Consider the following 25,411-nt stretch of genomic DNA (forward strand, 5'->3'; position numbering starts at 1 on the left):
AGTTACTATATTTTCAAACGAAGGAACAGCCGCATGGCACTGATCGCAGTGGATCAAACAATCACCATCGCCATGTCGGTCAAGGACCGGCACAGGAGCGCGGACTGGTACAAGGAGATGCTGGGCTTCGAGACGATCTTCCAGATCGAAGAGGCCGGCTGGTCGGAGCTGCAGACGAACACGCAGAATGTAACGCTTGGCCTCGGCGAGCATGTGCAGCCTGCGCCCGGCAACTGCGTTCCGGTCTTCGGCATCGCCGATCTCGATGCCGCGCGTGCCAAGCTGGAGGGAGTTGGCGTCCGGTTCGATGGCCCGACCGAGGTCATCGAGGGGATGGTCAAGCTTGCGACCTTCTTTGATCCGGACGGAAACGCCCTGATGCTGGCGCAAAACCTGATGCCGGCCGCCGCCTGACGCAAGGTGGCCTCCCCGGTCACGCGTCGATCCCGGGTTCGGACGCCCCGGTCCGCAAGGGTGGCAGTCCGACACGACCGCCCCTCCCCCGCCCCCTTCCCCCGGGTGCCGCGCAACGCGCCCCCGCGGACGGACTGGCCCCATGCCACCCTGGGCATGCGAGGCTGGAACGACACCAGCGCAGTGGCATAAAAAACCCGCGCATTCAGATGAATGCGCGGGAACTTGTGTCCTGACGGACAGCAGGATCAGCCGTTGACGGCGTCCTTGAGGCCCTTGCCGGCCTTGAACTTCGGCGTCTTGGAGGCCGGGATCTTGATCGTTTCGCCAGTGCGCGGGTTGCGGCCTTCGGTGGCAGCACGCTCGGAAACCGAGAAGTTGCCGAAGCCGATGATGCGGACTTCATCGCCGGCCTTGAGCGCCTGGGTCACGGCCTCGAAGGTCGCATCGACGGCTTCGCCGGCCTGCGCCTTGGTCAGGCCGGTCTTCTCGGCCACGGCCGCGATCAGATCGTTCTTGTTCATAGCAGTCCCTTTCTACAAAACGGCAGAAACAGGCGATTCACCGCCCAAGCCGCTGGGGCGGAAATTCGGAGGAAACGGGCGCCAAAGCAAGCCATTTTTTCGCAGAAAACCGCCATTTTCACGCGATTTGAAAGCAAAAAGCCCCGGTAAGAACCGGGGCTTTCGCTCGTCTAGACAAATTTGGCCTTGTCAATGGGCAACAACGCCGGCCGCATCCTCTTCCGCCTTGCGGCTCTCGGCTGCCGCAGCGGCCTTGCTCTCGTCCCACTCGATCGCCTCCGGCATGCGGACGAGGGCATTGCGCAGCACCTCCTCCATGCTGGAGACGGGGATGATGTCGAGCGAGTTCTTCACGCTGTCCGGAATGTCCGCCAGATCCTTGGCGTTGTCTTCCGGGATCATCACCGTCTTGATGCCGCCACGCAGGGCCGCCAGCAGCTTCTCCTTCAGACCACCGATCGGAAGGATGCGCCCCCGCAGGGTGATCTCGCCGGTCATGGCGACATCGCGGCGAACCGGGATGCCGGTCATGACCGAGATCACGGCCGTCGCCATGGCAATGCCGGCCGACGGCCCATCCTTCGGCGTCGCGCCTTCCGGCACGTGCACGTGGATGTCGCGCTTGTCGAACAGCGGCGGCTCGATGCCGAAATCGATGGCGCGCGAGCGGACATAGGAGGCCGCCGCCGAAATCGATTCCTTCATCACGTCCCGCAGGTTGCCGGTCACCGTCATCTTGCCCTTGCCGGGCATCATGACGCCTTCGATGGTCAGCAGCTCGCCGCCGACTTCCGTCCAGGCGAGACCAGTGACGACGCCGACCTGGTCCTCCAGCTCGGCCTGGCCATAGCGGAACCGCGGCACGCCGAGATACTTCTCGACCTTGGCCTGGTCCACATGCACCGTCTGGACGCCCTGCATGAGGATGTCCTTGACGGCCTTGCGGGCCAGCGTCGCCATCTCGCGCTCGAGGTTGCGCACGCCCGCCTCGCGGGTGTAGCGGCGGATGACAAAGCGCAGGGCCTCGTCCTCGACCGAGAATTCACCCGACTTGAGGCCGTGGTCCTTTTCCGCCTTCGGCAGCAGGTGCCGGCGGCAGATCTCGACCTTCTCGTCCTCGGTGTAGCCGGCAATCCGGATGATCTCCATGCGGTCCATCAGCGGCGCAGGGATGTTCAGCGTGTTCGCCGTCGTCACGAACATCACGTCCGACAGGTCGTACTCGACCTCCAGATAGTGATCCATGAAGGCGTTGTTCTGTTCCGGATCCAGCACCTCGAGCAGAGCCGCCGACGGATCGCCGCGGAAGTCCATGCCCATCTTGTCGATCTCGTCGAGCAGGAAGAGCGGGTTGGAGCGCTTGGCCTTCTTCATCGACTGGATGACCTTGCCGGGCATCGAGCCGATGTAGGTGCGACGGTGGCCGCGGATCTCGGCCTCATCGCGCACGCCGCCGAGCGACATGCGCACGAACTCGCGGCCGGTGGCCTTGGCGATGGACTTGCCGAGCGAGGTCTTGCCGACGCCCGGAGGGCCGACGAGGCAGAGGATCGGCCCCTTCAGCTTGTTGGCCCGGGCCTGCACGGCCAGATACTCGACGATGCGCTCCTTGACCTTGTCGAGACCGAAGTGATCGGCATCAAGCACCTGTTCGGCCAGAGCAAGGTCATGCTTGACCTTGCTCTTCTTGCTCCAGGGAATGCCGAGCATCCAGTCCAGGTAGTTGCGCACGACGGTGGCTTCCGCCGACATCGGGCTCATCTGCTTGAGCTTCTTGACCTCGGCATGGGCGCGCTCGCGCGCTTCCTTGGTGAGCTTGGTCTTCTTGATGCGCTCTTCCAGTTCGGCCAGCTCGTCGCGGCCATCCTCGCCGTCACCGAGTTCCTTCTGGATCGCCTTCATCTGCTCGTTGAGGTAGTACTCGCGCTGGGTCTTCTCCATCTGGCGCTTGACGCGCGAGCGGATGCGCTTTTCCACCTGCAGGACGGAAATCTCGCTCTCCATCAGGCCGAGCACGCGCTCGAGCCGCTCGGCCACCGAGACGATGCCGAGGATGTCCTGCTTTTCCGGGATCTTGATCGCAAGATGCGAGGCGATGGTGTCGGCGAGCTTCGAGTAGTCCTCGATCTGGTTGACCGCGCCCAGAACCTCCGGCGAAACCTTCTTGTTCAGCTTCACGTAGTTCTCGAACTCGGCCACCACCGAGCGGGCCAGGGCCTCGACCTCGATGTTCTCGCCGTCCTTCTCCGGCATGACCAGCGCTTCGGCTTCATAGAAGTCCGTGCGGCCGGTGTAGCCGGTGATCTTCGCGCGCGCGCCACCCTCGACCAGTACCTTGACGGTGTTGTCGGGCAGTTTCAGCAGCTGCAGCACGGTCGCCAGGGTGCCGATCTCGTAGATCTCGCCCGGCTCCGGATCATCGTCGGCAGCGTTCTTCTGGGTGGCAAGCAGGATGTGCTTGTCGGAAGTCATGACCTCTTCGAGGGCGCGGATGGATTTCTCGCGGCCGACGAACAGCGGGACGATCATGTGCGGGAACACAACGATGTCGCGCAGGGGGAGCACCGGATAGACAGTCTTGCCGGCCTCGTCGAGGGAGCGCGTTTCGATTTCGCTCATGTCCATTCCTTTCTGCGGCCTCAGGCGTCCCGGGAGGGGGAAGGCCTCAGGCTCTCCTTGGATGGTCTTCCGGACCGGGGTGGCACGGATCATGGCCGGTTCCGGACGCCCCGCTCAGGGCAGCGACACTGAACCGCCGAACCATCGTTCACCCTATTAGGTGGACACCAGGGCACCGGGTGTCAAGGCAAGCAGCCCTGATCGCCTGCCTTGCCTGTTGACGACGGCGGTGCAGCACAAGGCCGGCGCAAGCCGTCGGATGGCCTCCGGCCCCGCGCGCGGGGCTGCAGCAGGACGGGGCGGGACAAGGCGCACGGGCGTGACGCTGAGGCGCCGCAGGACGGCGACCAGGGGGCTGAAACGCAAGATGCCGCCCCGGGGGGACGGCATCGCGCGGTTCGTGTCTTGTCTGGTCGCAGCCGGCGGGCGCCCTGTCGGGACGCTTTCAGGCCGCTTTCAGGCCGCTGTCGGGCCGCCTTCAGGCCGACGTCGCCGTCTCGGCGCGATCCTCGTAGATGTAGAGCGGACGGGCCTTGCCCTCCACGACATCCGGCGAGATCACCACTTCCTTGACGCCCTTGAGGCCCGGCAGCTCGTACATGGTGTCGAGCAGGATGGCTTCCAGGATCGAACGCAGGCCGCGGGCCCCCGTCTTGCGCTCGATGGCGCGGCGGGCAATCGCCTTCAGGGCGTCCTCGTGGAAGGTCAGGTCGACGTTTTCCATCTCGAACAGGCGCTGGTACTGCTTGACCAGAGCGTTCTTCGGCTCGGTCAGGATGGTCATCAGCGCATCCTCGTCCAGATCCTCCAGCGTCGCGATTACCGGCAGGCGGCCGACGAATTCCGGGATCAGGCCGAACTTCAGCAGGTCCTCGGGCTCCAGCTCGGAGAACAGCTCGCCGATGCGGCGGTCTTCCGGACCGACCACATTGGCCTTGAAGCCGATCGAGGACTTGCGGCCGCGATCCGAGATGATCTTGTCGAGCCCGGCAAAGGCGCCGCCGCAGATGAACAGGATGTTGGTCGTGTCCACCTGCAGGAACTCCTGCTGCGGATGCTTGCGACCGCCCTGGGGCGGAACGGAGGCAACGGTGCCTTCCATGATCTTCAGCAGGGCCTGCTGCACGCCCTCACCCGAGACGTCGCGGGTGATGGACGGGTTGTCGGCCTTGCGGGAAATCTTGTCGACCTCGTCGATGTAGACGATGCCGCGCTGCGCGCGCTCGACGTTGTAGTCGGCCGCCTGCAGCAGCTTGAGGATGATGTTCTCCACGTCCTCGCCGACGTAACCGGCCTCGGTCAGCGTCGTGGCATCGGACATGGTGAAGGGCACATCGAGGATGCGCGCCAGGGTCTGGGCCAGCAGCGTCTTGCCGCAGCCGGTCGGGCCGCACAGCAGGATGTTGGACTTGGCCAGTTCCACGTCGTTGTTCTTGGTGGCGTGGTTCAGGCGCTTGTAATGGTTGTGCACGGCCACGGAGAGCACCTTCTTGGCGCTGTTCTGGCCGATCACGTAATCATCAAGGACATGGCGAATTTCCTGCGGCGTGGGGATGCCATCGCGCGATTTCACCAGCGAGGACTTGTTCTCCTCGCGTATGATGTCCATGCACAGCTCGACACATTCATCGCAGATGAAAACAGTCGGGCCGGCGATCAGCTTGCGAACTTCGTGCTGGCTCTTGCCGCAGAACGAGCAGTAGAGCGTATTCTTGGAGTCGCTGCCGCTGGCCTTTGTCATGTATTCAACCCCGCAGGTTCCAGGAGGGCCAGAGCCCTCCCACTTGTCGTTCCGGGCCCTGCGCTGCGCGCTTGCCCGTCATCCGGTCCAGGACCGCCTTGCTTGCGACCTCCACGGACGAAGATGGTTTCATCCTTCGCCCGTAAAAATCAATATTCGTTTAAGCGGGCCGGACAAAGCCGGCCCCATCCGCCGCTGAGGCCGGTCAGGCGCCGCCCTGGGCGCCGAGGCTGGAGCGGTCCGAGATCACGGCATCGACGATGCCGAAGGACTTGGCCATCTCGGCGGTCATGAAGTTGTCACGTTCCAGCGCTTCCTCGACCTGGTCAAGCGACTGGCCCGTGTGCTTCACGTAGATTTCATTCAGACGGCGCTTCAGGCTCAGGATTTCCTGGGCATGCAGCATGATGTCGGCGGCCTGACCGCGGAAACCGCCGGACGGCTGGTGCACCATCACGCGGGCATTCGGCAGCGAGAAGCGGCTGCCCTTGTGACCGGCTGCCAGCAGCAGCGAGCCCATCGAGGCGGCCTGACCGATGCAGAGCGTCGACACTTCCGGCCGGATGAACTGCATCGTGTCGTAGATGGCAAGACCGGCCGTCACCAGACCGCCGGGCGAATTGATGTAGATCGCGATTTCCTTGGTCGGGTTTTCCGATTCCAGGAACAGCAGCTGGGCGCAGACCAGCGTCGCCAGGTGGTCCTCGATCGGGCCGGTCAGGAAAATGATCCGCTCCTTGAGGAGCCGGGAATAGATATCGAAGGCCCGCTCGCCGCGGTTCGTCTGCTCGACAACCATCGGCACGAGCGTGTTCGTGTAGAATTCGACGGGATCCTTCATACCATATCCATCTGCTGGCTCGACCGGGCCCGGCAGGGACGCCGGATGGCGAGCGGTGAAACGCGAGGCTCCGACCCTCTGAGTCGAAAAAAGCGACACCCATACATAGGGGATGTCGCCCATATCTCAAGATTGTGGCCGATACGGCGTGAAGGCAAGGTTAAAGCCTTCACGCCGCTGGAACGTCGGAGGGTCAGCCGGCGGCTGACTCGTCCTTGTCCTCATCCTCGGCAACGAGCTTCTGCATCTCTTCCTTGGTCACGGTCTTGTCCGTCACCTTGGCGAGCGAGAGGATGAAGTCCACAACCTTCTCTTCGTAGATCGGGGCGCGCAGGGTGGCGAGCGCCTGCGGGTTGTTCTTGTAGAACTCGAACACCTGACGCTCCTGGCCCGGGAACTGGCGCACGCGCTCGAACAGGGCGCGCTGCACTTCTTCCTCGGTCACCTCGATCTTGTTCTTCTCGCCGACTTCGGAGAGCACCAGACCCAGGCGCACGCGACGCTCGGCAATCTTGCGGTAGTCGGCCTTGGCGGCCTCTTCCGTCGTCTCCTCGTCCTCGAAGGTCTTGCCGTTGCGCTTCATGTCGTTCTCGACCTGGTTCCAGATGTTCTGGAATTCGGTCTCGAGCAGCTTGGACGGCAGGTCGAAGGAATAGACCTCATCGAGCTTGTCGAGCAGCTGGCGCTTGACGCGCTGGCGGGTCATGGCGCCGAACTGGTTCTCGATCTGGCCGCGGATGATGTCCTTGAGGCTGTCGAGCGACTCCAGGCCGAGGCTCTTGGCAAAGTCGTCGTCGATCTTGGTCTCGCCCGGAGCGGCGACGTCCTTCAGGACGATGTCGAAGGTGACTTCCTTGCCAGCCAGGTTGGCTGCCGGATAGTCGGCCGGGAAGGTGACGGAGATGACCTTCTCCTCGCCCTGCTTCATGCCGATGACGCCATCCTCGAAGCCGGGGATGAACTGGCCGGAGCCGAGCACCAGCTGGCCGTTCTCGTCGGCACCGCCGTCGAAGGGCACGCCGTCGAGCTTGCCGACGTAGGACATGGTCACGCGGTCGCCGGACTGGGCCACGGCGCCCTCGCCCTTGCTCTCGTAGGCGCGGTTGTTGGCGGCAATCGCCTCGACCTGCTCCATGACGCCTTCGTCGGACACCTCGACGACCTCACGGGTCAGCTCGATGCCGGAGAAGTCGACGACCTCGAACTGCGGCAGCAGGTCATAGATGACCTTGAACGCCAGATCGGCGGAGCCTTCGATGATGGCCTGGGCCTCGTCATCGGCCAGATCGATGTCCGGCTGCAGCGCCGGGCGCTCGGAGCGGTCCTCGATCGCCTTGAGGCTCGATTCCTGGATCGTCCGGGAGACGATCTCGGCCATGGCCTGACGTCCGTACATGCGCTTCATGTGCCCAGCCGGCACCTTGCCCGGGCGGAAGCCGTTGATCCGGACCTTGTCCTTCAGTTCATCGAGGTACGAGTCGAGTTTCGCAGCCAGCTCGGTAGCCGGAATGACGATCTTGAGTTCGCGCTTGAGGCCCTCGGAAAGGGTTTCGGTCACCTGCATGGTCGTGTGCTTCGTCCTCGGTACGGGGCCCGACATGGATCCCGTGTCATGTTTGCAATTGGCCCCGTGGGGGCCCTCTTCAGGGCGGCCGAGACGCTCGGGGTCCCCATGTCCTGTCCGGATCTCGACGGTGCGAAGCGGCCGGATCGCGGGAAGTTCGGGGACCGGCGCACAGTCGGCCGGTTCAGCCTCGGCTGGCGACTCCGAGCCATTCGCCGTGGTGCGGGCGGAGGGACTTGAACCCCCACGGCTTACGCCACCAGAACCTAAATCTGGCGTGTCTACCAGTTCCACCACGCCCGCGACGGCCTAGGACGCCCGAAGCCAGGGCGCGGCCTCTATAGCACCCGCCCTGCCTGCATCAAAGCAAAAATGCCGCATCCGGCCAAATCACGCGGGCCTTATCCCGCCGCAAGCCGGGCCAGCGCCCGGGGGACAGCCGGCAAAAGGTCCTCGGCCGTCATTCCGGCGCCCGCAAGGGCTCCCGCCGCGCCGTGGACATGCACCGCCATGGCCGCCGCCTCGAAGGGCGCGACCGCCTGGGCAAGCAGGCCCGCCGCCAGTCCCGCCAGCACATCGCCGGAGCCGGCGGTGGCAAGCGCTGCCGGTGCGTTGGCATTGACGAAGGCCCGGCCATCCGGCGCGGCGATCACCGTGTCCGGCCCCTTGAGCACGACGACCGCCCCCGCCTCGCGTGCCGCCGCACGGGCAGCAGCCAGACGGTCCAGCGCCGCGGCCTGCGGGAACAGGCGGCGAAACTCGCCCGCATGCGGGGTCAGGATCGCCGGACTGCTGCGTTGACGCAGGGCGCCGAGCAGGCGCTCGCGGTCCCCGGCAAAGGCCGAGAGGGCGTCGGCATCGAGCACCAGGCCGGGACCGGCGGGCGCCGCCACGAGATCCAGCACCTGGTGCCGGACGCCCTCCCCCAGCCCGGCGCCGGGGCCGATCACGGCGGCCGCGATGCGCGGGTCGGCGAGAAGGTCGGCCCAGGCCGCGCCGTCACGGAGCGGCCGCACCATCACCGCCGTCAGATGCGGCACGAGGGCCGCCGTCGCCGCCGGGGCGCAGGCGATGCTGACAAGGCCGGCCCCGGCCCGGAGCGCGGCCTCCGCCGCGAGGCGGATCGCCCCGGTGGCGTGATAGGGTCCGCTCACCGCCAGGACAGCGCCGCGGGCATACTTGTGGGTGTCGCGGGCCGGCTGCGGCAGGCCCCTGCCCCAGGCTGCAGGGCCGTTGAGACGGGCCTTCGGCTGCAGGTCCGAAATCGTTTCATTGCCAATGCCGATGTCACAGAGCACCGTTTCACCGCACAGATCGCGCCCGGGAAGAAGGACATGCCCGGGCTTCAGGCGGGCAAAGGTCACGGTGCGGGTGGCCCGGACAACCGGCCCGGCGGCGCGGCCCGTCGCCCCTTCGAGCCCCGAGGGCACATCGACCGCAAGCACCGGAAGCGCAGACGCATTGATACGGTCCACGGCGGCTGCGGCCGCACCGTCGAGCGGCCGGGACAGCCCGGCCCCGAACAGGGCATCGACAAGCAGCGGGCGCGGCGCGTTCCTGTCATTGGCAATGAAAGAAGCGGGATCCAGGGGAGCGATCGTGCCACCGGCCGCGCGCCAGCCGGCTGCGGCTTCAGCCGCGTCGCCCCGCACCTGGTCGGGCTGCCCCAGACACAGAAGGGTAACGGGGATACCCCAGCGCTTCAGGAGCGTTGCCGCCACATAGCCGTCGCCGCCGTTGTTGCCGGGGCCGCAGAGCACCAGGACGGGCTGGCCGGCCGAGCGCATCACCGCTGCGGCGCGGGCGACGGCCGCGCCGGCCCGGCGCATCAGCTCATGGCCCGACACCCCGGCGGCCATCGTCCGCCGGTCGGCCTCGGCCATTTCCGCAGGCGTCAGAAGCGCGGTGGCAGCCTGCTCCCCGCTCCAGTCCCAGCCGGCGCCCCCGCCTGAGCCTCCGCCGAAGCTCCCGCCAGCGCCTCCGCCAAACCCTTTGCCAGACCCTTTGTCCCTGTCCATGGCCCAGTCCGTCACGCCAGCCTCTCCTTCCGCCGCCGCCTGCCACCGCCCGATCCCGCGCCGGGGCCCTGCCGGTCCTGCGCCAGCATTGATCGGCCGGCCTTGCCGCCGCAAGCCTGCCGCGATGCCGAGGCGACCGGCAGCCAGCCTCTTTTTTAAGCAGCACCAATCGCACCGACCGGCCGCATCAGTTGCACATTTTCTATGCAATTGCGCTTTTTCGCGGCATCCTCGCAGGGCCTGCTGCGGCGGACCGGGCGACCTTCCGGCTGATTTGCTCGTTTTTGCGGCGCGCGGGCGATTTTTCAAAACTGGCACGCCACGTGCTTTAGTGAGGCCAACCGCCGAAACGACCGGTCCCGACCGTCGCTTCTGCCCAGGAGAACCGGCCCCGCGGCCTCAGACACGGAGAGAGACCCAAGGCGATGAAAAAGATCGAGGCGATCATCAAGCCCTTCAAGCTCGACGAGGTGAAGGAGGCGCTGCAGGAAGTTGGTCTTCAGGGGATCACGGTCACCGAGGCCAAGGGCTTCGGCCGCCAGAAGGGCCATACCGAGCTCTATCGCGGCGCCGAATACGTCGTCGACTTCCTGCCGAAGGTGAAGGTTGAAGTCGTGCTGCCGGACGAGATGGTCGAGAAGGCCGTGGAGGCGATTCGCAACGCCGCCCAGACCGGTCGCATCGGCGACGGCAAGATCTTCGTGTCGAACATCGAGGAAGCCGTCCGCATCCGGACGGGCGAATCCGGGGTGGACGCCATCTGACAAGTTTGCGGGCTCCGGCCTGCACCCGATTTTCGGTCGGGCGGGATCTGACGCCTGGGGGGCGCCTCCCCGACCGAGAGCAAGCCCACGTGAAAACCAGAACACTAGGGAAGTAATTAAATGACCACCGTTGCTGAGATCCTCAAGGAAATCAAGGACAAGGACATCAAGTTCGTTGACCTGCGCTTCACCGACCCGCGCGGCAAGCTGCAGCACGTCACGATGGATTCGTCGCTTGTCGACGAAGACATGTTCGCCGAAGGCGTGGCCTTCGACGGCTCGTCGATCGCAGGCTGGAAGGCCATCGACGCTTCGGACATGACGCTGGTCCTCGATCCGACCTCGGTCCACATGGACCCGTTCTTCGCCCAGTCGACCATGGTCATCCTGTGCGACATCGTCGATCCGCGCACCGGCGAGACCTACAACCGTGACCCGCGCACCATTGCCAAGCGCGCCGAGGCCTATGTGAAGTCCGGCGGGTTCGGCGACACCATCTTCTTCGGCCCGGAAGCCGAATTCTTCATCTTCGACGACGTCCGCTTCGCCTCGGAGCCCTACAACACCGGCTTCAAGATCGACAGCAACGAGCTGCCGTCCAACCTCGACACCGAGTATGAGGCCGGCAACCTCGGCCACCGTCCGCGCGTCAAGGGCGGCTACTTCCCGGTTCCCCCGATCGACAGCTGCCAGGACATCCGTTCCGAGATGCTGTCCGTGATGGCCGAGATGGGCGTCTCCGTCGAGAAGCACCACCACGAGGTGGCGGCCGCACAGCATGAGCTGGGCATCAAGTTCAACACCATGGTCACCTGCGCCGACCACATGCAGATCTACAAGTATGTGGTGCACCAGGTCGCCAACGCCTACGGCAAGACCGCCACGTTCATGCCGAAGCCGATCTTCGGTGACAACGGTTCGGGCATGCACTGCCACCAGTCGATCTGGAAGGACGGCAAGCCGCTGTTCGCCGGCAACCTCTACGCCGACCTCAGCGAGATGTGCCTCTACTACATCGGCGGCATCCTGAAGCACGCCAAGTCGCTGAACGCCTTCACCAACCCGTCGACCAACTCCTACAAGCGCCTGGTCCCGGGCTACGAGGCTCCGGTCCTGCTCGCCTACTCCTCGGGCAACCGCTCGGCGTCCTGCCGCATCCCGTACACCTCCTCGCCGAAGGCCAAGCGCATCGAGGTCCGCTTCCCGGATCCGACCGCCAACCCGTACCTGGCCTTTGCCGCCCAGCTGATGGCCGGTCTCGATGGCATCAAGAACAAGATCCATCCGGGCGACGCCATGGACAAGAACCTCTACGACCTGCCGCCGGAAGAGCTGGCCGAGATCCCGACCGTCTGTGGCTCGCTGCGTGAAGCCCTGCAGTCGCTGGACGTCGACCGCGACTACCTGAAGGCCGGTGGCGTGTTCGACGACGACTTCATCGACAGCTACATCGAGCTGAAGATGGAAGAGAACATGCGCTACGAGATGACCCCGCATCCGGTCGAGTACGACATGTACTACTCCGCCTGATACGATTGCGCCTCAGTCCATCCGGACTGCGGACGAAAGGCCGGGCTCATGCCCGGCCTTTCTGCTTGCAGGAGGGCCATGCGGTCCGGGGTCGGGCTGCCTGCGAAATGAGGCGGGCGACTTTGGCTTGGGACGTGAAATCCGCCGCCGCATCGGCTATAGAGCAACACCTGCCGGCCGGGGCAGAGCCGGCGCGCCAGACCGGACAGCACCGATCCGGACGGCACAGATCAACCGGACGAACGGGCCAACGGGACGAACGGGCGCAATGACCGAGTACAAATCCGAGTTTCTCAAGATCCTCAGCGAGCGTGGCTTCATCCACCAGGTGTCGGACCACGAAGGTCTCGACAAGCTGCTGTCGAGCGAAACCGTCACGGCCTATATCGGCTTCGACTGCACGGCGCCGAGCCTGCATGCGGGCTCGCTCGTCACCATCATGATGCTGTACTGGCTGCAGCAGACCGGGCACCGGCCGATCGCGCTCATGGGTTCCGGCACGACCCGGGTCGGCGATCCGACCGGCAAGGACGAGAGCCGCAAGATCCTCACCGACGAGGAGATCGAGGCCAACAAGGCCGGCATCCGCAAAGTGTTCGAGAAGCTGCTGACGTTCGGCACCGGCCCGCGTGACGCCATCATGCTCGACAACGCCGACTGGCTGATGAAGCTGAACTATGTCGAGTTCCTGCGCGACATCGGCCGCCACTTCTCGGTCAACCAGATGATCCAGCGCGACAGCGTGCGCCTGCGGCTGGAGCGCGAGCAGCACCTGTCGTTCCTTGAGTTCAACTACATGCTGCTGCAGGGCTACGACTTCCTGGAGATCTACCAGCAGACCGGCTGCCGCCTGCAGATGGGCGGCTCCGACCAGTGGTCGAACATCCTGTCGGGCGTCGACCTGATCCGGCGCAAGGCCGGTATCGAGGCCTTCGCGCTGACTGCCCCGCTGCTGACGACGTCTTCGGGCGCGAAGATGGGCAAGACTGCCGCCGGCGCCGTCTGGCTCAATCCGGAGCAGCTGTCGGCCTATGACTACTGGCAGTACTGGCGCAACACCGAGGATGCCGACGTCGAGCGCTTCCTGAAGCTGTTCACCGTGCTGCCGCTGGACGAGATCGCGCGGCTTGCCGCCCTTTCGGGCTCGGAAATCAACGAGGCCAAGAAGGTGCTGGCGACCGAGGCGACCGCCATGGTGCATGGCCGCGAGGCGGCCGAGGCGGCGGCCGAGACCGCACGTCGCGCCTTCGAGGAAGGCGCGCTGGCCGAGGGCCTGCCGACGGTCGAGATCGCGGCCGCCGACCTTTCGGCCGGGATCGGCGTCCTGGCCGCCTTCGTCACCGCCGGCCTGTCGGCCTCCAACGGCGAGGCCCGGCGCAACATCGCCGGCGGGGCGCTGAAGGTGAATGACGTGGCCGTGACGGACGACAAGCGCGTGCTGGGCACGGGGGATCTGACCGGCGAAGGCGTGATCAAGCTGTCGATGGGCAAGAAGAAGCACGTGCTGCTGAAGCCGGTCTGAGCCTCCGGCCCTCGATCACCATCAGGAGCCCGGCCATGTGCCGGGCTTTTTTGCTCCCGAGACGGGCAATCAGCGGAACTCGAACATCTTGCGGAAGATGCCGGGGGCGATCGCCGAGACCGGATTGACCGTGAGGGCCGGCGCGCTGATGGGGCCGGACAGGCGGTAGGTGACGCCGATCAGGCCCTCCTGGCTGCCGCCGCTGAGGGCAAAGCCCAGCACCGGGATCCTGGCAAAGAGGTTGTTCAGGGCGAAGATCGGAACGAAGGTGCCGGTCAGCGCCAGCTCGCGCGTGTCGAGATCGACCGTTCCGAGCACGGTGCCCCCGACGGCCGCGCCCTGCAGGATCCCCTCCTCGACCGTCAGCGTGTCGCCCTTGCGGGAGAAGCGGATGTCCATGCGGTCGAAGGAGGCCTCGCCGTTCCGGGACATGGCCGCGCCGTTCGGCACCGGCTGGCTGTCGGGCATCGGCCGGGAGATTTCGGGCAGCTCCGCCAGCTTCCGCAGGGCCGGATCCTCGGTGATGGAGAAACCGCGCACGCCGAAGGTCCCGAACCAGGTCTTGTCGGCAGGCAGCGACACGAGCAGCCGTCCCGTACCGCCCTGCATGCGTTCGTAGAGATCGAGGAAGCGCAGCAGGGCACCGGTGTCGGCAAACTCGCCGCTTGCCGCCCGTGCCTCGCCCTCGCCGGTGATCTCGAAGGTGAAGGCGCCCTGGTTGTTGAGCGCCCCCGTCAGACGCATGGACGTCAGGTCACCGGCCTTGCCGGCCACCTCGCCCGCGACATCGGTCGCATAGACGCCCTGAAAGCCCTGCAGCCGCCCGATCTTGAGGCTGACGCGGAAGGCGGTGTCGTCATCGCTCTCGTCTTCGGAGGTGCCCTTGCGGTCGCGCAGCTGCCGGATGAGGCCGCGGCCGTCAAACTGCGCGCCCGTCAGGGTGACGCGGACCCGGCCGGCGCTGTCCTTGACCACCTTGAGCGCAGCCGAATCGCCCGGGCGGATCTGGAACGTCGAGAAATCCGCCTCGCGGAACTCGCCTCCCTTGCCAAGCGCCACCGTTCCCTCCAGCGCGACGCCGTCGGAGCGCAGCGAGAAATTCTCCAGCCGGCGCGCCTCACCCCGATCGGTCAGCAGGAAACTCGCCCTCGCCGCCACACCGGGGCCCTTCTCCCAGCCGATCTCGCTCAGCCGCAGCGACGCCTCCTTGAGGTCGATCTCGAACTGCTGCCCCTCCGGCGTCTCGGCCACGTCGAGCACCATCGTGCCCTCGACCAGGCCCCCCAGATCGACCCCCTTCTTGCGCAGGTCTGCCGTGGTCACCTTGAGCTGCACGTCCTGGCGCGCCTCGACCTGACTGTCATCATCCAGCGGATAGACGAGGTCGATGTTGGCCTGCAGCCCGTCGATGCGGCCCTTGCCCTTGATGTCCACCTGCAGGGGATCAGCCGTCAGCTGCAGGGTGGCATCGGTGATGCGGTGCCCGCGCACGGGCTTGTCTGCGGCAAAGCCGGTCAGCTTCGCCCGTGCCGCCCAGCCCACCTCGGCCACCGCCAGCGACAGCTTCAGCGGCAGCTTGGCCGTCACGTCGATGTCGCCGGACCCGGTGAGCGCGACATCCGAAAGCTCCGCCTTGTCGAGGATGCGGAACGGCGGGGCATTGGCAATCTCCGACAGGGGGCCGAGGCCGCCCTGAAGCTTCAGGTCCAGCAGACCCGTCTTGATGTCCCGTCCCGACAGATGCGGGATCTCGAAGCGACCGGCCGGCACGGCGACCGATCCGCCCGAGGGCGTGGTCACGCTGCCTGAGCGCATGTCGACGGTCAGCAGCTCGTTCTGGATCGTGACCGTGCCGGTGAGGCCGGTGATGGGCGGGAGCGTGGCCAGCGGCTGGACATCGGTGTTGACCAGCACGATGTCGAGCTTGAGGTCGTCGCCGCCCCAGCCTGGGTCGGGGTGGGATTCATCGAAGGCCGGCGCCCGGATCGCAGCGTCGACGCGGGCCGACTGGATCTGTCCGCCCTTGAGGTGCTCGATGATCCAGCGACGGGCCGGGGGGGCCAGCGTGATGGGCCAGATCTGCTTCAGCATGGCGACCGGCATGGTCTGCGCATCGACCGCAAGCGCGAGATAGGGGCCGTCGTCGCGCAGGTCGAGCGACCCGATTGCCTGGAACGAGGCGGGCCCCGACTGGAGCTGCAACCGGTCGATGAGGACCGCCCGGTCGGCCAGGTTCACCCGGCCCTCGAGCGCCAGATAGTCGGCGATCATCGGCGGCTCCGGCACGTCGGCCGAGCCGAAACGGGCCCGGTCTGTGCTGATCTGGTAGGTCCAGTCGCTGCTGCCCTCCGCCGGCGGGCGGACCGCGCCGGAGAAGAAGATCTCCGTGTTGCCCCGGATCACGTGCGACTTGCCGATGGTCACGCCGGGTGTCCCGGCCGACCAGGCGAGCGCGAGGGCAACATCGTCGAACCGGATCAGGGTCGAGCCCGAGCGCAGCCAGCCGTCCTGCCCGCGGGCGACCAGATTGGCGACCTCGAAGGCGCCCGTGCCGTCAAGCGCGGCATTGAACTGGACCTCCAGCGGCAGACCGAGCCCCTTGCCCGCATTCACCTTTTCATTGGAGGGAAACAGCTCGGCAAGCGCCATGTCGCGGATGTAGAGCCCGATCTGACGCTCGCCGCTGTCGCTGACAACGGCCCGGCGCAACGCCAGGTCCCAGACGCCCATGCGGCCGGAAATCTCCGCTTCGGCCAGCAGACCGCCTTCGGAATCCCGCCGCAGCACGGCATCAATCTCGTTGATGCGCCGGGGCACCGGGCCGATGACGTCGAGACGCCCGTCCCTGAGCAGGACCTCGGCGAGGCTGCGGCGCTGGAATTCCGCGTCGACGATGGCGGCCGTGCGGTCGACCGCTTCCATCATGTCGCCCATCGAGGCGATCGGGGTGTCCGCATCGCCCGGGCGCAGGGTCAGGCGCGGTCCGTCGATCTCCAGCCGGGTGAAGTTGAGCGTGCCGGCCAGCAGCGGCTCCAGCGCGATCACGGCCTGCAGGCGCGGCAGCACGAGATCGACCTGCGCCTCGCCCGGTACCTTCAGCACGGCCCCCTCGATGATCGCCGTCGGACCCTGCTCGGCGCTGAGGTCCAGCAGGACGCGACCGACCGTCAGCTCCGCATCGGCGCCGCGCGTGGTGCTCTCGATCAGTCCGGCGACCAGCGGGATGGGGGTCGGCCCGAGCGCAAGGCGCAGCGCCAGCGCCAGGATGCCCGCAAGCAGCACCAGCACGATGAGTGCCGCAGCCCGACGCAGCCGCCGAAATCCATTCGGGCCCGCCGTCCGTAAGGCTTCGGTATCAGGCGTGGGCAGGGACTGTGTCAGCGCGTGTTACCCTTGTCCTCAATGGCGGGGCGTCGAGTCGACCCGCAAAATATGATAACTCACGCCAACCCAAAACCCGAACCTCCGTCGGGGGGCTGCGGCGTTCACACCTATCGCCCGGATAATCCGGCGGAACATGACAGAAGGAAGGCAACATGAGCGAATTGCAGATCGGCGATGCCGCACCGGCCGTTGACCTCGCCCTCGACGGCGACCGCAGCGTGGCGCTGGCCTCCCTGCGCGGCAAGGCCGTCGTCCTCTACTTCTATCCCAAGGCGGACACCCCGGCCTGCACCGAGGAATGCATTGCCTTCAGCCGCATGAAGGCCGACTTCGCCGCAGCCGGCGCCGAGGTGATCGGCATCTCGCCCGACGAGGCCGCCAAGAACGCCAAGTTCAAGACCAAGCACACGCTGAGCGTCGATCTTGCCTCGGACCCGTCCAATGCCGTATCCGAAGCCTTCGGTGTCTGGGTGGAGAAGTCGATGTACGGCAAGAAGTACATGGGCGTCGAACGCAGCACCTTCCTTATCTCTGCCGAGGGCAAGCTGGCCGGCATCTGGCGCAAGGTGAAGGTTCCCGGGCACGCCGAGGCGGTCCTGGAGGCCGTCAAGGCGCTCTGATCGCCCCTGCCCGCTCCCGGATCCCCCCCCCGTTCCCCGACCTCGTCCCTCAGCCCCATGTCCATCACTGCCGACACCGACCGCGCGGACACGCTCGTTGCCCGCGCCAATGCCATCGTCCGGGCGACCGACACGGCCGAGAAGGTCCGCCTTGCCTATGACACGGCCAAGGCCTGGTACGGCCGGCATCTGGGGCTGGGCAGCCTGTCCCTGAGCGGTCCGATGCCGGAGCGTCCGGGCCGGCCGGAACGGCCGGTCCTGCTTGCGCCGCGGGACATGCCCAAGCGGGCCCTCGGCGGCGACGCCGGCAAGATCGCGCTGCTGCACTCGCTGGCACATATCGAGCTGAATGCGGTGGACCTGACCTGGGATCTGATCGGCCGGTTTGCGGACACCCGCCTGCCCCGCTCCTATTACGATGACTGGGTGCGGGTGGGGCTCGAGGAGGCCAAGCATTTCTCGATGCTGGAGGACCGGCTGGGCGAGCTCGGGGCCGCCTATGGCGACCTCCCGGCCCATGACGGGCTGTGGCAGGCGGCACAGTCGACCGGGCGCGACCTGGCCGCGCGGCTCGCCATCATCCCGCTGGTGCTGGAGGCGCGCGGCCTCGACATCACCCCGCCGATGATCGAGAAGGCGGAAGCGCTCGGTGATCACGCCACCGCCAGGGTGCTCGGCGTGATCTACCGCGACGAAAAGAATCACGTCGCCTTCGGGGCAAAATGGTTCCGGTTCCTGTGCGACCGGACAGGCGAGCGGCCGGAACCGAAGTTCCACGAGCTGGTGCGGACGCATTTCCGGGGCGCGCTCAAGCCGCCGTTCAACGACCGGGCCCGCTCGGAGGCCGGCCTGACGCCCGGATTCTACCGGCCGCTGGCCAAGCTGACCGGCTGACGCAGGGGAAAGCTGCACCGACAGGGGCTGGCGAGGCCTGTTGCAAGGGCTTTGTTAACCTTACCGCTTTCTAATCAGCCTCAACCGGCGGGCACGTGGCCCGCCTCGAGGATGATGGCACGCGACATGTCCGACCCCACAGCCAACCTCCGCCATGGCTTCGGAAAACGCAGGTCCCTGCATCACGTGACGATCACCAACGGTGACCGCAGCCGCACCTTCTCGTTCCGTCCCTGGGTGCTCGGTTCGGTCGCCGCCTGTGTCGGCGTGTTCGCGGTCGGATATCTGTCGGCCACCGCCTATCTGGTGTGGCGTGACGACATCCTTGCGGCCCGCGACACGGAACGCTCCCAGATCGAGGCGTCCTACGAGAGCCGAATCGCCTATCTGCGGGCGGAGATCGACCGGCTGGCCAGCACGCAGGTGTTCGAGCGCCGCTCCGTCGAGACCATGGTCGACGCGCTGATCGAGCGCCAGAACCAGCTGACCGACAATCACGCCCGTGTCCGCGCGCTGCTCGAGAAGGCCTCCACTGTCGGCCTGACGGTGACCCAGGCGCTGCCTCTGCCGGCCGAGAAGCCGTCGCTGCCGGGCAGCGTGCTCTCCTTCGCGCCGGCGGGCCAGTCCAACCTCGCGATCGGTGGCGAGCCGGTGCCCCTGCCGGCCGGCCCCCTGCCCTCGCTCGGCCTGCGCGGCAGTTCCTCCGACATCGGCGTGCCGCAGACCGAGGACCTGGGCGCTGCGCCCGGCCCCCAGGCCGACAGCGGCGATCTCCTCGGCATCGGTGCGACGCTGGACCAGATGCTGGCCGAAAACGACCGGGCCCTTGACGCGCTCGCCGGCACGGCCGAACAGGGCATCCGCACCCTGACCGCCGCCATCCGTCCGCTCGGTCTCGACCTGAGCAGCCTGGCCGAGGAGGGCATCGGCGGCCCTTTTGTGCCCCTGCCCGCCAGCACGTTTGAGGAACGTCTGAGCCGGGCAGAACGCGCCATTGCCGCCTATGACGTGCTGCGCGGCGCGGCGCAGAAACTGCCGCTGGCGCGGCCAATCCGCAATGTCGAGGTGTCGAGCGACTTCGGGCCGCGGCTCGATCCCTTCCTCGGCACCCTGGCCATGCACACCGGCATCGACTTCAAGGCCGACCAGGGCACGGTGATCCGCGCCGCCGGGGCCGGCCGTGTCCTCACCGCCTCCTATCAAGGCGGCTATGGCAACATGGTCGAGATCGAACATCCGGGCGGGCTGGTGACGCGCTACGCGCACATGAGCCGCATCCTGGTCAGCGAGGGCGAAGAGATCCTTGCGGGCGAGGTGGTCGGGCGCGTCGGCAGCACCGGCCGCTCGACGGGGCCGCATCTGCACTACGAGGTCCGGCGCAACGGCACCGCGCTTGACCCGTCGCGCTTCGTCATTGCCGGCGACCGTCTGGCCGGCGTGCTCGTGCGCTGATCCGGCCGACGCTTCCGCCCGCCCTCATGCAAAGGCCCGCCGGGTTTCCCGGGCGGGCCTCTTCAGTTTGCAGGGCCAGTCGGGTGGTCTCACTCGACGTCGGAGACCTCGACCTCGTCACCGCCGAAGACACGCTGGGCAAGCGCTGCTTCCATGAAGCCGTCCAGATCGCCGTCGAGCACGTCCTGCGGCGAGGTGCTCTCGACGCCGGTGCGCAGGTCCTTCACGAGCTGGTAGGGCTGCAGCACGTAGGAGCGGATCTGGTGACCCCAGCCGATGGCCGTCTTGGAGGCGGCTTCCGAATTTGCCGCCTCTTCCCGCTTCTGCAGCTCAGCCTCGTAGAGCCGCGCCTTCAGCATGCTCCACGCGGTCGCGCGGTTCTTGTGCTGGGAGCGGTCGTTCTGGCACTGCACCACGATCCCGGTCGGGATATGGGTGATGCGCACCGCCGAGTCGGTCGTGTTGACGTGCTGGCCACCAGCACCGGAGGCGCGGTAGGTGTCGATGCGGCAGTCGCTCTCGTTGACCTCGATCTCGATCGAATCGTCGATCACCGGATAGACCCAGGCACTGGCGAACGACGTGTGGCGGCGCGCCTGGCTGTCATAGGGCGAGATGCGGACCAGGCGATGAACGCCCGATTCCGTCTTCAGCCAGCCATAGGCGTTCTCGCCCTTGATCAGCAGCGTCGCCGACTTGATGCCGGCCTCTTCCCCGTCGTGGTACTCGAGCAGGTCGACCTTGTAGCCGCGCTTCTCGGCCCAGCGACGATACATGCGCAGCATCATCGAGGCCCAGTCCTGGCTCTCGGTGCCGCCGGCGCCGGAGTTGATTTCCAGGTAGGTGTCGTTGCCGTCCGCTTCGCCGGACAGAAGCGAGGCCATCTGCAGGCGGCTGACCTCGGACCTGAGGCTGCGCATCGCGGCCTCGGCGTCCTCGACGACGGACTTGTCGCCTTCCTCGGTGCCCAGCTCGATCAGCTCGATGTTGTCCGCCAGCTCGCCCTCGAGGCGGCGCACGCCGTTGATGCTGTCCTCAAGCTGCTGGCGCTCGCGCATCAGCTTCTGGGCCCTGGACGGGTCGTTCCAGAGCGTGGGGTTCTCGGAGAGGGCGTTCAGTTCGTCCAGACGGACAAGGGCCTGATCCCAGTCAAAGATGCCTCCTCAGCAGGCTGAGGGCCTGCTTGATCTCGTCGACGATGGCTTCCATTTCGGCGCGCATCGGATACCTCGCTACGGGGTTGCCGGAAGGGTGGAATGAGCACCGGCCCGCCTTTGGGACGGGCCGGAATTTGGGGCGTGAACCTAGCTGCGCAAGGCCGCGCTGTAAACCGTGGACTGGGCCTTCAGTAAAGTCCGCCGGTCCCGGTGAGCACGGCCTCGCCGGCCTCGGGCGAAACGGTGCGCGGCACGCCCATCTCGTCCTGGAAGCCGATGACCGAGTAGGTGTCCGGCGGCGCGGTGCCCGGCTTGAAGGCCTCGAGGATCGTGTCCTCGGCCCCGGCGACCGCACGCAGGCCGGTGCGGCGGTTGATCGGGATCAGCTGCAGGCCCTTCGGAACACGGAACTCGACCGGCGGCTTGTCCTTCAGGGCCATCTGCAGGAACTCGGTGAAGATCGGCGCCGCCACCTGGCCACCGGTGCCGCCACGGCCCATCGGGCGCGGCTGGTCGAAGCCGATGAAGACGCCGACCGTCAGGTCCGGGGTGTAGCCGATGAACCAGGCGTCCTTCTCGTCGTTGGTGGTGCCGGTCTTGCCGGCCACCGGGCGGGCCAGCGCCTTGACGCTGGTTGCCGTGCCGCGCTGGACCACGCCTTCCATCATCGAGGTGATCTGGTAGGCGGTCATCGGATCGAGAACCTGCTCCCGCTCGTCGATCAGCTCCGGCTCGTCCTGGCCCTTCCAGTCGGCATCCGAGCACGTCTCGCAGATGCGGCTGTCATGCTTGTAGATGGTGCGGCCGTAACGGTCCTGGATGCGGTCGATCAGCGTCGGCGTGATCTTGCGGCCACCGTTGGCGAGGATCGAATAGGCGGTGACCATGCGCAGCACGGTGGTCTCGCCCGCGCCCAGCGACATGGAGAGCACCGGCAGCATGTTGTCGTAGATGCCGAAGCGCTTGGCATACTCGGCCACCAGCGGCATGCCCATGTCCTGCGCCAGGCGGATGGTCATCAGGTTACGCGACAGCTCGATGCCGGTCCGAAGGGTCGACGGACCGTAGAACTTGCCGCCGTAGTTCTGCGGGCGCCAGACTTCCTGTCCCGGGACAGCGAGTTCCAGCGGTGCGTCCATCACCACGCTCGAGGGCGTGTAGCCGTTGTCGAGCGCCGCCGCGTAGAGGAACGGCTTGAAGGAAGACCCCGGCTGACGCATCGCCTGGGTGGCGCGGTTGAACTCGCTCTGGGCGAAGCTGAACCCGCCGGCCATGGCCAGCACGCGGCCGGTGAAGGGATCCATCGCCACCAGCGCGCCGGAAATGCGCGGCACCTGCCGCAGCACGTAGCTGCTGCCCTCGCCCTGCACATAGACCACGTCGCCCGGCTTGAGCACGTCCGACACCGCCGTGGGCGCGCGCCCCTCGATGCGGGCCCACTTCATGTCGGCGAGCCGCAGCGTCGCGGTGTCCCGCTCGGGCCCGAGCTGGCCACTGACCAGACGGCGCGGCTGCAGGCCGACCTCGGCACTGTCCTTGCCGGCCGAAAGCACGACCGCCAGGCGCCATTCCGGCAGATCCGACAGGGCCTCGACCTTGCCCAGGTCCACGCCCCAGTCCGCGGCCAGCGGGATCTCGGCCACCGGCCCCCGCCAGCTGCCCCGCTTCTGGTCGAAGTCGAGCAGGCCGTCCATCAGCGCCTTGCGCGCCATCAGCTGCATCTTCGGATCCAGCGTGGAGCGGACGGACAGCCCGCCTTCGTAGAGACTGTTCTCGCCGTAGATGTTGGCGACCTCGCGCCGGACTTCCTCGGTGAAATACTCGGCGGCAAAAAGCTGCGAGCCGGTGTCGCGAGGCTTGACCTCGAGCGGGCGCGCCTTGGCTGCCTCGCCATCGGCGGCCGTGACGTAACCGTTCTCGACCATGCGGTCGATCACCCAGTTGCGGCGCTCGATGGCGCGCTCGCGGCCGCGGAACGGATGATAGTTGTTGGGCGCCTTGGGCAGCGCCGCCAGATAGGCGACTTCGTCTAGGGTCAGCTCGTGCACGGACTTGTCGAAATAGACCAGCGAGGCGGCCGCCACGCCATAGGCGCCGAGGCCGAGATAGATCTCGTTGAGGTAGAGCTCGAGGATCTCGTCCTTGGAGAACGCCTGCTCGATGCGCAGCGACAGGATGGCTTCCCGGATCTTGCGGTCAACCGACAGCTCGTTGGTCAGGAGGAAGTTCTTGGCGACCTGCTGCGTGATCGTCGAGGCACCCTCGGGCCGGCGGCCGCTGCCGTAGTTCTGCACGAAGCGGACGGCCGCACGGGCAATGCCCTCCGGGTCGATGCCGACATGGGTGTAGAAGTTCTTGTCTTCGGCCGAGATGTAGGCCTGCTTCAGCAGATCGGGAATGGCCTGGATCGGCAGGAACATGCGGCGCTGCTTGGCATACTCGGCCATGAGACTGCCATCGGCGGCGTGCACGCGCGTCATCACCGGCGGCTCGTAGTTCTTGAGCGCGGTGTAGTCCGGCAGGTCCTTCTTCAGGCTGTCGAGATAGATCCAGACACCGGCAGCCACCAGCAAGGCCAGAACGGCACCAATGCCGAACAGATACCCGAAAAACTTGATCAGAAACTTCATGCGTCCGGCTCGCCCTAAATCCAGGCCTCAGGTCGTCAGTCGCCCCACGTAACACACTCGCGGACAGGCGGCACCGCTTTTTGCCGCGCAACAACCAGCTTCCTTAGTCATCGAGCAATATGGCGATGCTGAGGCATCGGCGGCATCTGCCGCCATCTCGCCCGTTGCATCCCGCCTTATTGTGCCGTTGCTGCCGCGACCGGCGGCTTGTCCATGGCAAAGCGGGGCTGGAAGAACGTATCGATCGCCTCCGCCACGGCCGTTGCCGTGCGCTCGCGCCATTCTTCCGAGATCAGCAGCTTCTCGTCATGCTCGTTCGACAGGTAACCCAGCTCGATCAGCACCGAGGGCACGTCATGCGCCTTGAGCACCACGAAGCCGGCAGAGCGATGCGGGTTGTTGATCAGACGGACCGCGCTGCGCAGCTCCTCGACCAGCGTGCGGGCAAAATGGATCGAGAACACCTTCGTCTCGCGCCGCGCCAGATCGATCAGGATGTCGGTGACTTCGGCCGGCTCCTCGCTGAGCTCGACGCCGGCGATGACGTCGGACAGGTTTTCGGACTCGGCGATCTGCGCGGCAACATCGTCCGAGGCCTTGTCGGACAGGGTGTAGACGGTCGCTCCGCGCACCACGTCCTTGCCGCTGCGCACCGAATCCGCGTGGATCGAGATGAACAGGTCTGCCTTGAGCCCGCGCGCCATCAGGGCACGCTTGCGCAAGGGCACGAAGATGTCGGTCTCGCGCGTCAGATGCACCGAGTAGCGACCGGAGGCCTCGAGCTTGCGCCGCAGCACGCTGGTGAAATCCATGACCACGGCCTTCTCGAGCGTGCCATGAACGCCGACCGCGCCCGTATCGATGCCGCCATGGCCCGGATCGAGCACGATGACCGGCTTGGTCTTGCCGCCACTGTCGAGCCGGTCGCCCTTCGGCGCGGAGGGGATGGCCGGCATCGGCACGGGCGCCTGCCGCGTCGCCTCCACCGCCGCCATGAAGGCCGCATGGTTCGACTTGACGAGATCCAGCACCAGCCGCGCAGGCTGGTCCTCGACGGCCGGCAGCACGAAGCTCTTGTCGAGGTCGACCGGCTCGCGCACGTCCAGGACAATGCGCGACTTGCCGGGCGCAAAGGATCCGTAGCGCCAGGCCTTGATCAGCCCCCTGCCCTCCCGCCCGGCGAGCGGCGGCAGGCGGAAGTCCATCGAGGGCAGGTCGATGATCAGCCGGTAGGGATCGGCCAGTTTCGAGACCGTGAAGGTGACCGGCGCGTCCAGGTCGAGGATGAAACGGGTGCGCACGTCGTCACCGGCGATTCGCGCATCGGTGGCAGCGGCCACGGGCGGCGAGGCCGCCTCGACCGGCGCGGGACCGACCTGCAGGAGAGCGGCAGCAATCACGGCGACCGAAAGCGCCCGGCGCAGCCAGACGGCCAGCGTCCCGGCACCCTGTCCGGCACGCGGCCCAGCAGTCGGCTCGGGACCAGGTCCGGTATCCGACACGGTCCCTCGTCCGGCATGTCGCTTGCGAAGGCTGCCAAGGCCCAGCATCCCGTCTCCATCCTGTCTGCCATCGCCGCGGAGCACCGGCCGTCCCGTCGGGACCCCGGTTTTCCGCGCAATCCTGCCCCAGCGGCAGATCCGTTCACCGGGCTTTCCGCCCCGTCGCGCGCCAGTTGCGACCCAGGTCCGGACCGGTTCTGGACCGGTTCCGGACCAGTCACGCCGCGGGCATATC

Annotated in this window: 17 protein-coding genes and 1 tRNA gene; 7 read left to right on the forward strand and 11 right to left on the reverse strand. The window is 66.6% G+C overall.

Annotated elements, in window-relative coordinates:
• Positions 1-33 precede the first annotated feature (33 nt).
• Complete coding sequence (locus tag GWI72_RS06950; protein WP_161708204.1) at positions 34-414, forward strand: VOC family protein; 381 nt, start codon at positions 34-36, stop codon at positions 412-414.
• A 248-nt stretch (positions 415-662) separates the two neighbouring features.
• Here the strand turns inward: GWI72_RS06950 and GWI72_RS06955 are convergent, their stop codons facing one another.
• The 7 genes from GWI72_RS06955 to GWI72_RS06985 form a co-directional block, all read right to left on the reverse strand.
• Positions 663-938 (reverse strand): HU family DNA-binding protein, encoded by a 276-nt coding sequence (locus GWI72_RS06955; RefSeq protein WP_161673211.1) that lies wholly within the window; start codon positions 936-938, stop codon positions 663-665.
• 189 nt (positions 939-1,127) lie between these two features.
• Positions 1,128-3,557, reverse strand: coding sequence for an endopeptidase La (gene lon / locus GWI72_RS06960; protein ID WP_209000066.1), 2,430 nt, complete (start codon positions 3,555-3,557; stop codon positions 1,128-1,130).
• A gap of 478 nt (positions 3,558-4,035) precedes the next feature.
• Complete coding sequence (clpX, locus tag GWI72_RS06965; RefSeq protein ID WP_161673215.1) at positions 4,036-5,298, reverse strand: ATP-dependent Clp protease ATP-binding subunit ClpX; 1,263 nt, start codon at positions 5,296-5,298, stop codon at positions 4,036-4,038.
• Positions 5,299-5,503: 205 nt separating this feature from the next.
• Positions 5,504-6,139, reverse strand: coding sequence for an ATP-dependent Clp endopeptidase proteolytic subunit ClpP (clpP, locus tag GWI72_RS06970; protein ID WP_161708206.1), 636 nt, complete (start codon positions 6,137-6,139; stop codon positions 5,504-5,506).
• Positions 6,140-6,332: 193 nt separating this feature from the next.
• Positions 6,333-7,703, reverse strand: a complete 1,371-nt coding sequence (gene tig, locus GWI72_RS06975) for a trigger factor (protein ID WP_161708207.1) — start codon at positions 7,701-7,703, stop codon at positions 6,333-6,335.
• Between the two features lie 218 nt (positions 7,704-7,921).
• A tRNA-Leu gene (locus GWI72_RS06980) sits at positions 7,922-8,006 on the reverse strand.
• 98 nt (positions 8,007-8,104) lie between these two features.
• On the reverse strand, positions 8,105-9,601 hold the full coding sequence (locus GWI72_RS06985) for an NAD(P)H-hydrate dehydratase (RefSeq protein ID WP_280116588.1): 1,497 nt from the start codon (positions 9,599-9,601) through the stop codon (positions 8,105-8,107).
• A 545-nt stretch (positions 9,602-10,146) separates the two neighbouring features.
• Here GWI72_RS06985 and GWI72_RS06990 point away from each other — a divergent pair.
• From GWI72_RS06990 to tyrS, 3 genes are all read left to right on the forward strand, one after another.
• Positions 10,147-10,485 carry a P-II family nitrogen regulator gene (locus tag GWI72_RS06990; protein WP_161673223.1) on the forward strand — a complete coding sequence of 113 codons (339 nt, stop codon included), beginning with the start codon at positions 10,147-10,149 and terminating at the stop codon, positions 10,483-10,485.
• Positions 10,486-10,605: 120 nt separating this feature from the next.
• Positions 10,606-12,015, forward strand: a complete 1,410-nt coding sequence (gene glnA / locus GWI72_RS06995; protein ID WP_161673225.1) for a type I glutamate--ammonia ligase — start codon at positions 10,606-10,608, stop codon at positions 12,013-12,015.
• Positions 12,016-12,283: 268 nt separating this feature from the next.
• Positions 12,284-13,537 carry a tyrosine--tRNA ligase gene (gene tyrS, locus GWI72_RS07000; RefSeq protein WP_161708209.1) on the forward strand — a complete coding sequence of 418 codons (1,254 nt, stop codon included), beginning with the start codon at positions 12,284-12,286 and terminating at the stop codon, positions 13,535-13,537.
• Positions 13,538-13,606: 69 nt separating this feature from the next.
• Here tyrS and GWI72_RS07005 read toward each other — a convergent pair whose 3' ends face one another.
• Positions 13,607-16,825 (reverse strand): AsmA-like C-terminal domain-containing protein, encoded by a 3,219-nt coding sequence (locus tag GWI72_RS07005; RefSeq protein ID WP_161708210.1) that lies wholly within the window; start codon positions 16,823-16,825, stop codon positions 13,607-13,609.
• Between the two features lie 248 nt (positions 16,826-17,073).
• Here GWI72_RS07005 and GWI72_RS07010 point away from each other — a divergent pair, with 248 nt between their 5' ends.
• From GWI72_RS07010 to GWI72_RS07020, 3 genes are all read left to right on the forward strand, one after another.
• Positions 17,074-17,541 (forward strand): peroxiredoxin, encoded by a 468-nt coding sequence (locus GWI72_RS07010; RefSeq protein WP_161673231.1) that lies wholly within the window; start codon positions 17,074-17,076, stop codon positions 17,539-17,541.
• 57 nt (positions 17,542-17,598) lie between these two features.
• A complete protein-coding gene (locus GWI72_RS07015) occupies positions 17,599-18,435 on the forward strand; it encodes a ferritin-like domain-containing protein (protein ID WP_161708211.1) in 837 nt (278 codons plus the stop codon).
• A gap of 126 nt (positions 18,436-18,561) precedes the next feature.
• On the forward strand, positions 18,562-19,887 hold the full coding sequence (locus tag GWI72_RS07020; protein WP_161673235.1) for a M23 family metallopeptidase: 1,326 nt from the start codon (positions 18,562-18,564) through the stop codon (positions 19,885-19,887).
• An 89-nt stretch (positions 19,888-19,976) separates the two neighbouring features.
• Here GWI72_RS07020 and prfB read toward each other — a convergent pair.
• The 3 genes from prfB to GWI72_RS07035 all read right to left on the reverse strand — a co-directional run bounded on the left by prfB (position 19,977) and on the right by GWI72_RS07035 (position 25,176).
• Positions 19,977-21,108, reverse strand: a protein-coding gene (prfB, locus tag GWI72_RS07025; RefSeq protein WP_161673237.1) for a peptide chain release factor 2 whose coding sequence is annotated in 2 segments (ribosomal slippage) — positions 19,977-21,038 and positions 21,040-21,108 — 1,131 coding nt in all. Because the reading frame shifts where the segments join, the coding sequence is not laid out codon by codon here.
• Between the two features lie 124 nt (positions 21,109-21,232).
• Positions 21,233-23,674: a penicillin-binding protein 1A gene (locus tag GWI72_RS07030; RefSeq protein ID WP_161673239.1), complete on the reverse strand. Its 2,442-nt coding sequence runs from the start codon at positions 23,672-23,674 to the stop codon at positions 21,233-21,235.
• 176 nt (positions 23,675-23,850) lie between these two features.
• Entirely contained in the window at positions 23,851-25,176 is a 1,326-nt protein-coding gene (locus tag GWI72_RS07035; RefSeq protein ID WP_348272650.1) for an N-acetylmuramoyl-L-alanine amidase, read from the reverse strand.
• Positions 25,177-25,411: the final 235 nt, after the last annotated feature.

The sequence above is a fragment of the Pannonibacter sp. XCT-53 genome, from assembly GCF_009915765.1.
Taxonomy (GTDB): domain Bacteria; phylum Pseudomonadota; class Alphaproteobacteria; order Rhizobiales; family Stappiaceae; genus Pannonibacter; species Pannonibacter tanglangensis.

Bases quoted from the DNA above. Each gene is read 5' to 3' on its own strand.
- GWI72_RS06950 (WP_161708204.1), top strand. From the start codon at position 34: ATGGCACTGATCGCAGTGGATCAAACAATCACCATCGCCATGTCGGTC.
- GWI72_RS06955 (WP_161673211.1), bottom strand. From the start codon at position 938: ATGAACAAGAACGATCTGATCGCGGCCGTGGCCGAGAAGACCGGCCTG.
- lon (WP_209000066.1), bottom strand. From the start codon at position 3,557: ATGAGCGAAATCGAAACGCGCTCCCTCGACGAGGCCGGCAAGACTGTC.
- clpX (WP_161673215.1), bottom strand. From the start codon at position 5,298: ATGACAAAGGCCAGCGGCAGCGACTCCAAGAATACGCTCTACTGCTCG.
- clpP (WP_161708206.1), bottom strand. From the start codon at position 6,139: ATGAAGGATCCCGTCGAATTCTACACGAACACGCTCGTGCCGATGGTT.
- tig (WP_161708207.1), bottom strand. From the start codon at position 7,703: ATGCAGGTGACCGAAACCCTTTCCGAGGGCCTCAAGCGCGAACTCAAG.
- GWI72_RS06990 (WP_161673223.1), top strand. From the start codon at position 10,147: ATGAAAAAGATCGAGGCGATCATCAAGCCCTTCAAGCTCGACGAGGTG.
- glnA (WP_161673225.1), top strand. From the start codon at position 10,606: ATGACCACCGTTGCTGAGATCCTCAAGGAAATCAAGGACAAGGACATC.
- tyrS (WP_161708209.1), top strand. From the start codon at position 12,284: ATGACCGAGTACAAATCCGAGTTTCTCAAGATCCTCAGCGAGCGTGGC.
- GWI72_RS07010 (WP_161673231.1), top strand. From the start codon at position 17,074: ATGAGCGAATTGCAGATCGGCGATGCCGCACCGGCCGTTGACCTCGCC.
- GWI72_RS07015 (WP_161708211.1), top strand. From the start codon at position 17,599: ATGTCCATCACTGCCGACACCGACCGCGCGGACACGCTCGTTGCCCGC.
- GWI72_RS07020 (WP_161673235.1), top strand. From the start codon at position 18,562: ATGTCCGACCCCACAGCCAACCTCCGCCATGGCTTCGGAAAACGCAGG.
- GWI72_RS07030 (WP_161673239.1), bottom strand. From the start codon at position 23,674: ATGAAGTTTCTGATCAAGTTTTTCGGGTATCTGTTCGGCATTGGTGCC.